Genomic DNA, 15211 nt, shown 5'->3' with positions numbered 1-15211 from the left:
TTAAAATTTTAATTGAATGGTGGATACAACCAAAAAAGCCAATCGTTTGACTGGCTTTTGCTACACTATTTTTTTTAAATTATTCTATTACAACAATGTCGCCGTTAAGGAAACGTCTGCTTTCAATAATTTGGAAACCGGGCAAATTTCTTTGGCTTTTTGGGCTATTTCCTGGAAATCTTCGGTTGAAATGCCTGGTACTTTGGCGGTAAGCTGCAGGTGGCTTTGGGTGATGGTACCGTCTTCAAAAGTGATTTTGGCTTCTGTGTCAAGATTTTCGGGCACGAAACCTTTTTCACTCAACAGGAAACTCAATTGCATGGTAAAACAGCCGGCATGGGCTGCTCCGATAAGTTCTTCCGGGTTGGTCCCTACTCCGTTTTCAAAGCGGGTTTTGAAGGATAATTGTGCGTTGCTTAGGGTTGTACTTTCGGTAGAAATGGTCCCTTTGCCTTCCATTCCGGTGCCTTTCCAATTGGCGCTTGCTTTTCTTGTAAATTTCATAATCGTATAGTTTAAGTTGTTAAAATCCGAAGCCCAGCCCAAACGCAATCCTGTTGCCGTCCGAACTGTTAAAATAGGTAATCCTGGCCGTCACTACATTTAAGCCGTTGAGCCAGACTCCTCCTCCAAATGACTGGTGCCACTTGTTTGATTTTTCGGTGTCGAGCCAAACACGTCCGTAATCATATCCGCCCAAAATCCCGTATGTCATCGGGACAATATTCTGCCTGATCTTACCGATATTCCATCTTAAGTCTGAACTCTGGAAGAAGGATTCTTTTCCTAAAAACCTTTCTTTCCTGAAACCTCTCAAATCGTAATCGCCTCCTAAAGTGGCTCCCTGGTAAAACTCGAAATTATTGTTTAAAAGGATTTTCCCTTTTAGGAGCGTACCGAAAATAAACTTCCCGTCTGAGGTGATTTTATGGCTGATGCCGTAGGTGCCTTCCAGGTAAGAAAAGTTCCTGTTGGTTTGGGAAAGATTGGTTTTCCAGCTGGCCAAAACCGAAAAGGTCATACCCATTGTCGGGTTGGAAGCGTTGTCATAATTCTCAAACCCATACTTTAGGTTGATTCCCGCAAATTGCTGGTAATCAAAAACTTCTTTACTTACTATGCCAGGCTCATTAACGAAGCGGTCCTGGGTTTTTTCTACTTCTATATTTTCAAAAACCGGCTGGATTTGCACATCGCTTCCGTACTTTCCTGTTCTTCGCAAAGAAGGATTGAAAGTGAACTGCTGGATCCTGACCCTGTTGTAATTCATCCCGAGCAAAGCATCGTCGTTGCGGGTTTCATTTCCGTAACCAAAATAATTCATACTGAAATTAGGCGTGGTGTACTTGGCATCGATTTCAAAATCCCAATTGCCGACCGCTTTATGGAAAATGGCTTTATAGAATAATTCGAAACCGTCAGTGGCGAAATAATAGTTGCCTTTCAGGTTGTGTTTCTGCGAATACAGATGGTTGTGGAAACCATATTTCATGTAGCTTAACGAAGCACCTATTTTCAGCCCGTCATCGGGATTTGAACCCACTAACGGCAATCCGAAAAAGACATTGTATTTTGGCTTTTTGTAGTTGTATTCGTTGGTTTGGTAATCATCTGAAAGAAAGACTGCAGCTTTATTGCCGGCCGTAAAAGTATTTTCTTTGGATCTGTAATCGTATATTTTTATCCTTTTAGGGTTTTCAACAGTGTAGGTATCGCGGTTTTGACCTCCCACCAGGCGGATGGTGATTTCTTTGGAGCCTTTTCCTTTTACTTCGAAAATATCATCATCATCCAGGCCATAGACCCAGATTTCGTTTGTGGCCCGTTTGTCATATACGAGGGAAGATTGCTGCTCCTCTCCTTCTTTTTTAATCCTGCTGATGATGATTTGGGTTTTCCCGCCCGGCATTCTTGTAATGGTGAATTTGTCTTTTTTATCAGTTCCTACAACTAAAATCCTTTTCTGCAGGAAATCATGGTACGCCAATGCAAATTTTTCGAGTCCTTTTTTACGGATTTTCAATGTTTCTTTTAACGTATTGGAAGTGGCATCATCCCGTATTTCCTTCGGAAGTTTTGAAAATGCATAGTCGATATCCGTATCGGTCAGGGCCGAAGTGACTTCCCGTACCTGTCTGATCCATACTTGCTTATCTGCTGCTTTTATGAACGCCAAATCCTGCGGATACGGTTCGGCATTGAACCATTTGGCGCTTGGGAAATCTTTCCTGAATGACTTCATATGGCGCAACGCCGGGATATTCATCAGTAAGCGGAGTAAATTGCCGTCGGTCTTTGTAAAAGCCTGGTCACGGTCACGAGGGATAGGTTTGTAGACTATTTTGTCCTTCTTTTTATATTCGGCCCAACGCCATTGGTCCGAATGCCTGTCCCAATCGCCAATGAGCATATCGAAAACCCTTGCCCTGATATAAGCTTCCTCATCAATCTGGTATTTTTCATCTTTCCTGATATTGGCCAGCACATCATCAGTCCCTACAATCTTGTCAGGATCGCCAAAACTGGTTACTTCCTTCTGGCTATCAACAGGGCGTTCTTCTACCATATACAATTCATCCCCGAAACCTTCGTTGAATTTCCCCAGGCTGTTTTGCTTCGGGATATAAAACAACTGCGGGTTAGAATGGTAAATACCTGCTTTTTCCGCCAGGTCGCCAACAACAAAAGGCGTGTAAGGATGGGCCGTGGTATAAAAATCATAAACAAAAGTCTCGGCTACGGTATTTTTGAATTCCTTTTCAACATTCTGATCTTTGAAAGCAACCGCCTGAAGAAAACGCGAAGGGCTTTTCTTAAGGGCTCTCATAACATATTCTTTGCCGTTTTTGTCCATTAGGCGCAACGAAAGCGATTGATGTCCTCCTCCGGCAATGGTAGGCTTCAATCCGCCATGCAGCGTATCGAGCGAAACATTTGGGGCTTCAACCGGTGTGCTGTAGTATTTCCGGTAATGCTGACCCCATAAAAAGGTATAGAATTTGCTTTTATCGGTCATTTTTTCGGTATAAACCGTCGCAATTACCGATTTGTTCCTGTTTACAGGAAAAACAGTATCGGTAACAATAGTAGCCGCCGCCAGGACATTTTGCCGGAATAATGATTTTTCCTGGTTGTTTTCGGTACTGAAAAACTCGACATTGGCGCTTCCGTTGTTTTTTATTTCCAATTGGGCGTAACCGCTGCCTCCATAGGAAAAATTGTCAGGATAAATGGCCCTGGCCGCTTCTTTTTTGGAAGCCGATCCGCTTATGACCTGCCGGATTCCTTCGTGTTCTATGTACTGAAGGTTGTGCTCATGCCCGGAAAAGACAATGATGTTTTTTTTGTTCTGGATAATGGGTTTGATCCTGTTTATAAAGGCAGTATATTGTTTGTTTTGAAGGTCTTCCGGGCTTATTCCGGAGGTTTTCCTTAGCAGGTTGACCAAAGAACCGATAACCGGCAATGGTATTTTTGAACTCAAAGGGTACAATTGTTTCCGCCATGAAAACTGCCCGCCGTGCGGCCCATTGCTCACTAAAGGATGGTGCATGGCTATAAGGGTAGTCTTGTTTTGGTTTTTGTTGATGATGGTTTCGAAAGCGGAAAAGAAATCTTCTCGTGTTTTGATATCGCAATCGTCATTAATGCCCGGCTGTTTATCCCAATCTTCCAGGAACCACTGGCTGTCAATTACAATCAGGCTCAATTGATCGTTAATGGTTATGTTTTCAATGCCGCAGCTTTTTCTGGGCAGGAAGGCTTTTTTTTCTGTCAGGTAATCATTGACGAAATTTTCCTGCTCCTGGAGCCCTTTGATCCCATGGTACCAGTCGTGGTTCCCGGGGATAAAAATAGTTTTGCCTTTAAAATGTTCCGTGATTTTCAGTTGGTTCATCAACTTCGTTTCGGCGGCAGCGCGTTCCGGACCGTTTTGGCCGTAAGGCATTCCCATCGGGTAAATGTTATCTCCTAAAAAAACAAGGGTGCTGTTTTTGCCTGCATTTTCCAGCCTTTTTTCCAGTAACCCGAGTGTATTTTGCGCCTGGGGCCCATCTGCATTGCCGGCATCGCCAATGAGATAGAAAGTATGGGTTTTCTTTATGGAATCTGTTGCTGCCACAGCCGGTTCCTGCGGGGTTGCTGCCCCGAATTGCACCCTGTTTGTCGCACACGATTGTACAAGCAAGGCCAGGAATACACAATTTAGTATGGCACTATTTCGTTTTATTAATATATTTACCCAAAACAATTTCATAAATTAGAGGAGTTAAAAAAACACATATGGATATTTTACAAAAAACAGAAGATTTTGTTTTTAATTTACTCAAAGATAATCTTTCTATTTCATATACTTATCATAATTTCAACCATACCCAAAAAGTCGTCACAGCCGCAAAAAACCTGGTTCTCAACGAAGGGATAAAAGACGAAGAAGCCGAAATCATCCTGGTTGCCGCATGGTTACATGACACGGGTTACATCAAAGGTTTTGCCAAACATGAGGAACAAAGCGTTTTGATTGCCCGCGATTTTCTCGAAAAAAACAACAAAGACGAAGCGTATATTGCTAAGGTTTCGGCGCTGATTAAGACAACCGAAATCCATGAAACGCCAGCCACAATTGCAGAAAAAATCATTAAGGACGCCGATTATTCACATTTTGCCAGTCCTGACTACATTGCTATTGGGGAATTATTGCGGGAAGAATGGAAATTAACGCAAGACAAAACCTTCACGGACCTGGAATGGGCTTCGGAAAATAAAAAAATGCTGGTGTTGTGCCATCACTATTTTACGGATTTTGCCAAAGAAAACTGGCAGGCAGCCAAAGACAAAAACATCTTCCTGCTTCAAAAAGAAATCCAGAAGCTTTCAAAGGACAAAACCTTGAGCAAATCGGATATCAAAAAGAAAAAAATGGAAAAGCTGGAACGTCCGGAAAGAGGTGTCGATACCATGTTTAGGGTAACCCTGAGCAATCATACCCGTTTGAGCGATATTGCCGACAGCAAGGCCAACATCCTGCTTTCGGTTAATGCCATTATCATTTCGATAGCCTTGTCCACTTTGATCCCAAAACTAGACAGTCCGGGAAATGTCCATTTGATCATTCCTACCTTTGTATTATTACTCTTTAGCGTGGTTTCGATAATCTTTGCCATTATGTCAACACGCCCGAAAGTAACCAGCGGGACTTTTACACGGCAGGACATCGAGGATAAGAAAGTGAACCTGTTGTTTTTCGGGAATTTCCATAAAATGCCTATCGACGAATACCTTTGGGCCGTAAACGAATTAATGAAAGACAGGGATTATTTATACAATTCCATGATCCGGGATTTGTATTATTTAGGATTGGTCCTTGACCGGAAATACAAATTGTTAAGGATTACCTATATGATTTTCATGATCGGGATTATCTGCTCCGTATTTGCTTTCAGCTGGGCGTTTATGAATTCAGGCCTTTGATTTTCAGGGAGGATTACGATTTTTTAGCGTCTTTATCTTTATCCAAAATCACTTTAACCCTGATCGCTTTTAGCCCGGACACGCCCTGAAGGTCTTCAACATCAAGGTACTCAACGGTAGGCTCGAGGACTTTCTGGAACTGAAGGTATTCGATGTATTTTTTATACTCGCTTTTTTCATGGTTATGGGAATATACGATGGTGATCTTTCCTTTTTCGGTGATGCGTTTGGCCGAACCTTTTTCCAGGGCCTTGTCAATCCGTTTTTTGACCACTTCATACCGGGCGTTATAGGAACCGTCTACATCGAAGCGTTTCTCATCCATCCTGAAGCGGATTGTTATCGGGGAACTGAAGACCAGGATCAGCGAGGTTACTTCCAACTGGTACGGCAATGAGGATTTGAGTGCATAATGTTCCCTTTCCATCTCGGCCAAAACCTGGAGCTGCCACAAACGCATGTTGTAGAGATAATTCAGGTCGAAATTTGCCTGTGGCGCGATGGAATTTCCAATGTACAAATTGTGCTCTACACCATCGGTATTGAACCTTTCAAAATAATGCGGGAAAATAGCCTGTGCTTCTTTTTGCTTGCTGTCCAGCAATAAACTCATTTTCTTGTTGATGGTGGTCAGGGTTTTATCAAATTTCTTTCTTTCCTGATAAAAAGCACCAGTCACTTCATCTATCTCGCCAAAATAATCCTCAATTAAGGTTTTGACAGAATCACTGGTATCGTGCTTCTTGAGTACCGGGTGGATTTCAGTTTCGATATACCGCTGGATTTGCTGCTCGGTATCGGCCTTGAGGCTCGAGAACATTTCCTTGAAAAAACCTTCCAGCTCAAATTTGCGTTGTTCCAGAATGTCCAGCTTGAATTCGGCATGCAGGGCTTCTACGATATGTATCAGGGAATTCAGCTGGTTCTTGATATCGGTCTGGGCGGCTTTGTTCCGGGTATCGGAAGACTCTTTGATATCGATTTGGCCATACAACGGATAGACGTCCTTAAAAACGATTTCCTTAAAAATATAATCCGGATTGGAATTTTCTTCCAGGATGAATTTCCGTGCTTCTTTTTGAAATTTCCAGTACACGCTTGGATGGATGGTCGTATATTCATGCTGGATGACCACCTCGATCTTATTTTGGAAATCCGAATCATACCGTTCAATGGTATCGATTATAAATGGCATGACCGTATCTAATTTATTGGCATTAAGGCTGTTCAATTCCTTCGGCATGGAAGAAACCAACTCGATAATCCCTAAAATCTTGTCATCCTTGACTATAGGAGCCAAAATACAGCTTTGGATGTCCTGTGCCAGCAAATGGCATCCGAATTTTTCATTCTCCGGAGCTTCCGAAAATTTCTTGACATCGGAAATAGCCACGCGCTTCTTCTCTTCGATTAATGTCTTAAAAACAACACTGTTTACGGCATTCTGGCATTTCATCTCCAAATTCCCGGAAAGGATAAAGCTGTTGACCTGCTTTTTATTGGGCATGTGGTTGAATTTTATTTCTTCCTGGATGAAAGAAGTAAAACCGATCCTCAGGTCCGGAATCTTAAAAATCGAACGGAAAATACGTTGGATGGATTCGTTGAAATTATTTTCGTCACCGTTTACTTTTAACAAGTCGCTTTTTAGGTTCGATACGGCATTTTCGGCAGTGGCATCAAAAAGAAGCACAATACCGAAACCCTTTAGAATCCAGCTTTCCATAGGGAATTTCTCTTTCCAGAGTTCGACATTATCGAAATTGTCAATTAACATATCGATATCTTCCTGCGTGAGTTTTACCGCTTTTTCCGTAGGAATGATTTCCAGGAAATCTGCATTGTACATGATCCTGTAATGCTTCATAATTCCTTGAGCATCGGGAATATCATAAAACAAAGGTTTACTGAAATCAAAATGCTGGTTGTAATAGGCATTGAGTATCAGGGAACAACTCATGATATAAAACTGATGCTGGTCAAAATCCCGGATATAAAAATCGAAATCACTACCGGCCTCGTTCATGATCTTTTTGAAACGCTCGGTATAATTGAAGGTAATATTCAAAAAGGGAACCGTGACAGCTTTTATTTCGTTGTTTGTCAATGCAGTAGGAAACAAATCGGCAAGCAAATGGTTAATCAGTACCTCATTCTCATTAATCTGCTCCATAGTGCTCACCCCATCTCTTAATTCGGGGAAAGGCTTACATTTTTCAATAAGCGCTTTGGCGTAATTGGACCGGTAATCTACATCGGACGCGGCTATTTTCTCCAAAGCTTCTAGTACTTTGTTAAATGAGATTTTGATTATAAAGGGACTGTCCTTAAACTGATTGAAATTCATGGTGTTGCTACAGCTTGTATTGTATGGTTGCGTGCTTTTTCTTTAGACGTAAAAAAGGAATAAACGTTACTTTTACGCGGTACTAAAGGTACTAAATAAGCGCCATATTTTTAGCCGTCGCTAATGAAAAAAAAGTGCAATGGCAATTTCCATAATAATCAGTATAATAATGATCCATTCCAGGCGGGCACTCTCCCTTACATTGAGCACATCTGTAAAAAGCGTCAGGTTGTCTTCTACGATCTGGAGCCGGTAATCAATGTCCTTAAAACGGGGATTGATATCGAAATTCATCTTCAAACGCCGGTTGAGCAAATGAAGTTCTTCGTTGTCCCATACCAGGTTGGGATCGTCCAGGATATACAAATTGTCTACAATGCTGTTCTTGACATTCAATACTTTTCCTATGTATTTAAGAAGGTTTTTTTTGGAAATGCTAAGCCTTCCCGACTGCTCCAATTCGAGGATATAATGCTTGGAAGACGTTATGAGTTCGTCTGTAAGGATTTCGTAATATTCCAGCGCGACCGACTGGCCCGTATTGAGCATTACGATGTGTACGACCGAAGCATCAATTTGCGGTATTGTAACCGTATCGTCCTTGACAAGGGCTTTTTGTGCTTCAGGATCGGTCACTATCTTGTATTCTTCAAATAAATTCAGTTCTACGGGATGCACCGCATAATTCTTTATAAAATTGATGAATTCGCTTTTGGCGATGGCGTCGTAATTTCCGAAAACCACCACTCCATAATCAAAAACATACAGAAAACGGTTGGTGTCTTCCAATGTATAAAATACTTCTGAAGTAGTGCCTGAAAAAGGCTCGACACGGAACTCGGCACGGAATTTCCTAATGTTAAACGATTCGGCTATTTGGAGGGCTTCAATTCTGATTTCCATAAAGATGGGTTTATACGGATGTTGAAAATGTGGCTAATCTTTCCTAAAATCAACCCGGCAGGAATAGGGTAAAAACGGTTCCTACTCCAAGCTCGCTGCTAACCTGTATATGGCCTTTATGGTTCTCAATAATTTTTTTACAGAGCGCCAGGCCGATTCCTGTTCCCGGCGTTTCGGTGTGCAGCCTTTCGAATAATTTGAATATTTTATCGGCATACAACGGATCAAAACCGATACCATTGTCCTTAAAAGTTATTTTTACATACGATGTATTGCTCTCTAATTGCGGATAACGTTGTATTTCTTCTCTTTCGGCTTTTTCAGAAATAATGGTGATTACCGGGTTTTCGCCCGAAAATTTAAGGGAATTGCCAAGCAAATTATAAAACAACTGATGCAGCTGGATGGGAATTCCTCTCACAACCGGCAGGCCTGAACAATTGATTTCCGCTTTTTTTTCTTCAATGAGCAATTCATAATCATCCTTGACATTCTCCAGGACAGTATTCAGGTCATTCATCTCAAACAACTCATCGGTCAATAAAAGCTGCGAATATTGCATGATATCCTTTATGAGTTTGAGCATTTTTTCGGCTGAGGAATTGATTTTTTCGATGTTTCTCAAAGTGGCTTCCTTATCATCCGGATTCCGTTTGAGCAATCCTGCAAAAGTGAGTATTTTCCGGAGCGGTTCCTGAAGGTCATGTGAAGCAATGTGTGCGTATTCCTCGAGTTGCGTATTCCTTAGTTCTATATCCTGGGTAAGCTTACGGGCTTGATCTTCAGCCAGTTTCCTTTCGGTCAGGTCACGGGTAACTTTTGTAAAACCGATAATATTGTTTTCCTGGTCGTGCAATGCCGTTATCACGATTTGCCCCCAAAACCTGTCCCCGTTTTTCTTGCGGCGCCAGCCCTCGTGCATGGCTTTTCCCGTTTCGGCCGCTTGTGTGATTAGCTGCTCCGGGAGTTTTTTCATACGGTCTTCTTCCAGGTAAAAAAGCCTGAAATTGTTGCCTAATATTTCCTTTTCCGAATACCCTTTGATTTTTTCGGCACCTTTGTTCCAATTTAGAATATTACCATCCCGGTCCAGGAGCAAAATAGCATAATCTTCTACTTCTTCAATCATTTTATGGTAACGCTCTTCGCTTTTCTTCAACAGTAATGTCCTTTCTTCTACTTTTTCATCCAAAAATCCAGACAAATCACTGAATTCCATTTCATTATCCGCAATTTTAAGGTCTGTTTCCGTACTCTCGCCAACTGGGACCAGCAGGTTTAACACACCGGTCATCTTTCCGGATTCCTTGTCAAAAACAGGTTTGGAAAAAGGCAATACGGGAATCAGCACGCCATCGGCCCTTTCTATGATAACCTTGCCGGATGCGGCCGCCATTCGGTCATTCAGCGTTTTGACTGTGGTAAATTCATTCCTGGACATAGAAGAACCGTCTTCTTTATAAAATTTCCAGGAACCGAACCAAGGATCTTTTTGTATGACAGGCGTATGTACCCACAATCCTTCGGCAATGGCATTATAATAGGTGAGCAAACCTTCGCAATTACAAGTAAATACGGCTATCGGGAGTCCTTCCAGGAGCAACGACCGGGCATCGCTGTCTTTTTCCTGATCCTGGATCATGTCTTTGCTTTCTGTCTTCATCTAAATGAAAATAAAATGTTAGGATTACTAATGAAGACTTAAATGGCTGCTTCTTTATAGTGTATTGTTAATGACCATTTTACTTTAAAAAAAGTGGAAAATAACTTTAGTTAAATTTATAAAAAAATTCTGAATTTTTAGCTAAAACCAATATAAAAACAATCAAAATTTTTTAAGTAAGAATTCTAAAAAAAGCATATAAAAAACAGGTATTTCTACTCATTTATTTTTGCTTTCAATACATTATATTTGTAAGTATTTTAGGAATAATATTATTATCTTTATAGAACGAACAACCAAAAACAAATCAATTATGAAAACACGAGTATTGAAAATCGGTGTTATTTGCGGCGTACTGCTAAGCATTGTATGGGCATGCAAATCGGATGTGAAACAGGAAGCAAGCTACTTGCCCCAAAACGTTTCTTCCACTTGTCAATTACCAGAAAAAGAGTTCAACACTTGGTTCAAATCAGGGTCGGTTTCCGAAAATGGTGCCGTACTGCCTAAAAACAGTGTGACTTTTGTACACAACAACAATTGTGATTTTTACAAATGGTCCGAGCAAATGTTCCTGTGGATCACTTCACCGGATACCGATGGCACTTACGGAGGCGGGAATACGGTAATGGAATCTCCTGTTTTTTATACCATCACACCGAAACAAAACGGGGTCCGAAAACTGATCCCGCATAAAAAAGGACAACTTTTAAGAGCTATGGCCAATATCGATTTGGTACGGTCAATCAATAGTGAAGAGGCCCAGGCAACAGATGATGTCCTTATGGATAAAAACGGCAACATCGTTTATTACATCTCGATGGCCAATGATGTGTATGCCGAATACCTGACTGCCCAAAAGAACGGGAAAATGAGCGGAAATACATTCCCAACAACTGCTGCCACGCGTGATAGTGTTGTGGCCTACGCCAAAGAAAGAGGCGGTGCTGTAAGGGCTCCGAACACTTTAGCCATGGAATTGAAAACATCTTGGGTTGTGGCAGAAAGCCTGAAAAACCCGCAAGATTATGTTATTGTGGAAGCCATTATCCCCACGTATACCAAAACACCTACAGCCTGGACGGTTAGCGGAGAGCGAAAAGCAAAACTGGCCCTGATCGGAATGCATATTGTGGGAAGTACCGATGGCCATCCTGAAATGGTTTGGGCTACATTCGAGCATGAAAACTGCGCTCCAAACGCGGCATACCAATACATTGATGATACAGGCAAAACCGTTACTGTAGCACCGGACAAAAGAAATGACGGATGGTTATTGAACTCCGATGTAAAAGACACGGCCAATGTATCGCATATGTATTTTGCTTCAGACAGCATCAAAAGCAAGCCAGGTTATACGGTAAGCCCAAGTAATACAAGACGTACCAAACCTTGGGGAAGCGGTTACAATATGCAGCCTAATGCCGAAGACGCTAGCCCTGCCGCATCCAATAGCGAGATATTAGCCATCAATAATGCCGTTCGCGGTTACTTAAAAGATGGTGATGTGAGGAAAAAATACCTTTTCATCGGAGCCACCTGGACAGATGGTGGCGCGGGTCCTTTAGGAACCAGTTATTCCCCAACCCTGACAACTCCGGGTGTTGCTATTGGAACAAGCCAGCTGGCGAATTGCAGCATGGAAACATACATCCAGAACGGAACACAATACAGCGCAAACGGTTCCTGTTTTTATTGCCATTCCGACAATGGCGGCTTACAACCTGGTGATTTGAGCCACGTGTACACAGCCATTATCCCGTTGCCAAACAGGAAAGTGGTTACAATCAAATAAGAATACAGATTGGTTATTATTAAAAACGAGGGAAAGATTCCCTCGTTTTTTTTATGTTTCCGGCCTATAAGTAATGGCGTCGTTAGTTTTTGCTATCTGGCTTTGCCGGTTCTTGTAGCAATCCCGGATTTATTTATCCGCGTTGGTTTTCATTCCCCAAAGCTCAACGTGGGCCTTTTTTCCTGTACTATTGCCTAGAGTCTGGTATCGGAAGGACACGCTTTTGATACTTTTCTCCCCGCCAAGGGCAACGGTTTTACTTTCGGCCGGGATTTTGATTTCCTGGCCTTCCGTTACACTGTATTTTTCTCCATTTTCAAAAAAGATGTCAAAAGAAATTAAATTGATGGGAGCGTCGGTAACTTTAATTTTAACAGAAGCGAAACGGTCTGCGCCAAGCACCAGGATCTGATCGCTTTCATTTTTAAAATCGACTGTGGTCTCTCCTATTTTATGCCAACCTGTCTTATCACTGGTGACAACTTTTGGTTTCTGTGCCAGCATACTGACAGAACTTACTGCAAGAAGCAGTACTAATACTAGTTTTTTCATTTTTACTTTTTTAATAGTTAATAATAGATTTGGATACACACTCAATCGTATGTAAGTCAGTATCAAAAGTATGCTGTCACTGCCTGAAAAATTTTACATTACTTCAGGAATTTATTATACTATTTTCACTTTCAGGAGTGACAAAATGTAAACTTCGCCAATGTTTTTTTTAGAATGGATAACCGATAGCCAGGTTGAAGATCAGGTTTTCCTTGCGCCAGGAACCGCTTCCGAAATTAATCTGGTTGAGTACCCAGCGGTGGTTTTCTTCCAGGTAAGGTTTCCTTAAGGGAAAGGCAAAATCTGTGCGGAGCAGTAAAAACGAAAGATCGAAACGCAGCCCGACTCCGGTACCAACAGCCATCTGGTCCAGGAATTTCTTGGAAAATTCAGCACCGGGTTTTTCAGGGTTTTTATGCATAAGCCAAATATTTCCAGCATCGATAAATACGGCTCCTTTTACAATACTGAATAATTTTGCCCGGTATTCCGTATTGATTTCCAGTTTGACATCTCCCGATTGATCCGGAAGGAAAGAGCTTGTTTCGGTTGCGGGGAAATAATCCCCAGGGCCGATAGACCGGGAACGGAAAGCGCGGATGCTATTGGTCCCGCCAATAAAAAACTGTTTAATATACGGAAGTTCCGTAGCATTGCCATATCCGTATCCGGCGCCAACAATGATGCGGCTGGCCAATTGGGATTCCGGGCCCAGCTTCAGGTAATGGCGGAAATCATTTTCCAGCTTTACAAACTGGCTGAAAGCAACGCCGAAAACTTTGGTGGTATCCCCTTTTTTTACATTTGCCCCTGAAATCAATCCGGCAAGAGTTCCGGCCACATCGAGCGTTCCTTTGTAATATATAGTGTGTTTTTTGGCTGTTTCCATCGTATTGGTGTACGTGTAGGAATAAGTTGGCCCGAAAATAAGCTGTTTTTCGATGACTTTGGCCAAGGTAGGATTAACGGCAATTTGTTCTTTGTATAAATTGGTCACATTATTTGGACTCACATAATGAATATCGGTAATATTCAACTGATGCTCTTTACGGATGTTTTCCTTCCACAAATAACCGAAAGATCCTTTAAAGGAATTCAAGGCGTACAATTGTTCTCTTTTCTGGAATTCGTAACCGATGGTGGCCTTTGTTTTTGGTACAAACCCGCTGGAAGAGCGTAATCGGAAGGGAGCAATGAAACGGGGCCAGATCAAGCTCGCTTCCGATCCTACCCTATAGACGTCAAAACCGTTATTTTGCCCTGACATTTGTACTTCCAATCCTCCAAAAAGGGAAACCGTGAATAATTCTGCACCTCTGAATGTGTTGCGGTTGCTCCAGTTGATGCTCAATTCTGTCCCGGTATAATTGGCCGAATTGGTTTTGCCCAGGACTTCTACACGAATAGATTTCTTCTTGAGCGGAGTCAGGTAATAATAGGCATCGAGTACCGTATTTAACGAATCGGAAACCGTAAACTGATTTTTGACAAATTTGAAAGTCCCCAGGTTTACAAGCCTGTTCAGGGAAAGATTATGGGCCGTCCTGTTGTAAAGGTCTCCTTTCTTAAAATAAAGAGTCCGGTCAAAAATACGCGGGTTGAACAGTTTTTCCTTATCGATAATTGTAAAATCGTGGTAATGCTCCACTGCTGTACTGTCTTTTTCCAATTGTTTTATATGGCGATTGCCTCCTTTGATGGCATAATTGGGATAAATGACAATCTTTCCGATGGTAAACACTTTTTTAGCGGCCGCAGGGGTTTCTTCCTTCACTTTAACGATAAGATCCGTTTCATAGCTCCCTACCGTACTGTCAACCTGCACTTTAAGATAATCGGGGCCAAAATAATAATACCCTTGCTCTTTCAATCGGGCATCGATACGGATGCGTTCCGCTTTGATTCGATCAAGATCATAACCTTCGCCTGTTTTAAGAAGCGTTTTGTCCTGGGTAGCAGCCACCGCAATGCCAAGTGTAGTAGAATCTGTTGGGAATGTAACGTCTTTGATATGGTATTGCTTTCCTGGCTGCACTTCATATTCGGCGGTGGCCCGTTTGCCCCTCCGGGTGGAATCTGCGGAAGCCCTGACTTTAAAATAACCTCGGTTTTCCGAATAATTCTGCAACAAACGAGTATTGTAATCCAGGTCTACCTGGCTGAAAAGCACTGGCGGTTCCCCTACTTTATACCGAAGCCAATACCGGAACCCTTTTTCTTTTTTGGGCTCTCCCGCCAGGTTGTAGAAAAATAATTTCGGGCGCAACCCCAAAATCCTGGAATTCGGTTTAGGCCGCAACAATCCGTGTAGTTCCTTTTGCAGTGATTTGCGTTCTTTGCGGGAAACCGCAGTATCGATCACTTTTACTTTTCCGCCTGTATACAGCAGCTCGCCTTCCGGCAAATAGCGGGTGCTGCTGCAGGACGATGCAAACAGCACGATCAGAAAAAGGAAATAATACCGGTGTTGTGTTTTCAT

Annotated in this window: 9 protein-coding genes; 2 read left to right on the top strand and 7 right to left on the bottom strand. The window is 42.1% G+C overall.

What is annotated here, in order from left to right:
• Window positions 1–87: 87 nt before the first annotated feature.
• Both E4635_RS00915 and E4635_RS00910 read right to left on the bottom strand, forming a co-directional pair.
• Window positions 88–504: an OsmC family protein gene (locus tag E4635_RS00915; RefSeq protein WP_135524733.1), complete on the bottom strand. Its 417-nt coding sequence runs from the start codon at window positions 502–504 to the stop codon at window positions 88–90.
• 19 nt (window positions 505–523) lie between these two features.
• The gene (locus E4635_RS00910; RefSeq protein ID WP_135524732.1) at window positions 524–4258 is read right to left on the bottom strand and encodes a metallophosphoesterase; all 3735 of its coding nucleotides are present in this window, start codon (window positions 4256–4258) and stop codon (window positions 524–526) included.
• Between the two features lie 26 nt (window positions 4259–4284).
• Between E4635_RS00910 and E4635_RS00905 the strand changes: the two genes are divergently transcribed.
• Window positions 4285–5472 (top strand): Pycsar system effector family protein, encoded by a 1188-nt coding sequence (locus E4635_RS00905; RefSeq protein WP_135524731.1) that lies wholly within the window; start codon window positions 4285–4287, stop codon window positions 5470–5472.
• A 13-nt stretch (window positions 5473–5485) separates the two neighbouring features.
• Here E4635_RS00905 and E4635_RS00900 read toward each other — a convergent pair whose 3' ends face one another.
• The 3 genes from E4635_RS00900 to E4635_RS00890 form a co-directional block, all read right to left on the bottom strand.
• Window positions 5486–7819: a GAF domain-containing protein gene (locus tag E4635_RS00900; RefSeq protein ID WP_135524730.1), complete on the bottom strand. Its 2334-nt coding sequence runs from the start codon at window positions 7817–7819 to the stop codon at window positions 5486–5488.
• Between the two features lie 120 nt (window positions 7820–7939).
• Entirely contained in the window at window positions 7940–8722 is a 783-nt protein-coding gene (locus E4635_RS00895) for an RMD1 family protein (RefSeq protein WP_135524729.1), read from the bottom strand.
• Window positions 8723–8771: 49 nt separating this feature from the next.
• Entirely contained in the window at window positions 8772–10385 is a 1614-nt protein-coding gene (locus E4635_RS00890; RefSeq protein WP_246020624.1) for a PAS domain-containing sensor histidine kinase, read from the bottom strand.
• 313 nt (window positions 10386–10698) lie between these two features.
• Between E4635_RS00890 and E4635_RS00885 the strand changes: the two genes are divergently transcribed.
• The gene (locus tag E4635_RS00885; protein WP_135524728.1) at window positions 10699–12180 is read left to right on the top strand and encodes a hypothetical protein; all 1482 of its coding nucleotides are present in this window, start codon (window positions 10699–10701) and stop codon (window positions 12178–12180) included.
• A 129-nt stretch (window positions 12181–12309) separates the two neighbouring features.
• Here the strand turns inward: E4635_RS00885 and E4635_RS00880 are convergent, their stop codons facing one another.
• Both E4635_RS00880 and tamL read right to left on the bottom strand, forming a co-directional pair.
• Window positions 12310–12732, bottom strand: coding sequence for a hypothetical protein (locus E4635_RS00880; RefSeq protein WP_135524727.1), 423 nt, complete (start codon window positions 12730–12732; stop codon window positions 12310–12312).
• Between the two features lie 169 nt (window positions 12733–12901).
• Window positions 12902–15211 (bottom strand): translocation and assembly module lipoprotein TamL, encoded by a 2310-nt coding sequence (gene tamL, locus E4635_RS00875; RefSeq protein WP_135524726.1) that lies wholly within the window; start codon window positions 15209–15211, stop codon window positions 12902–12904.

The sequence above is a fragment of the Flavobacterium humi genome (assembly GCF_004745595.1).
Classification (GTDB): domain Bacteria; phylum Bacteroidota; class Bacteroidia; order Flavobacteriales; family Flavobacteriaceae; genus Flavobacterium; species Flavobacterium humi.
This window is presented reverse-complemented; position numbering and strand designations above follow the sequence as displayed.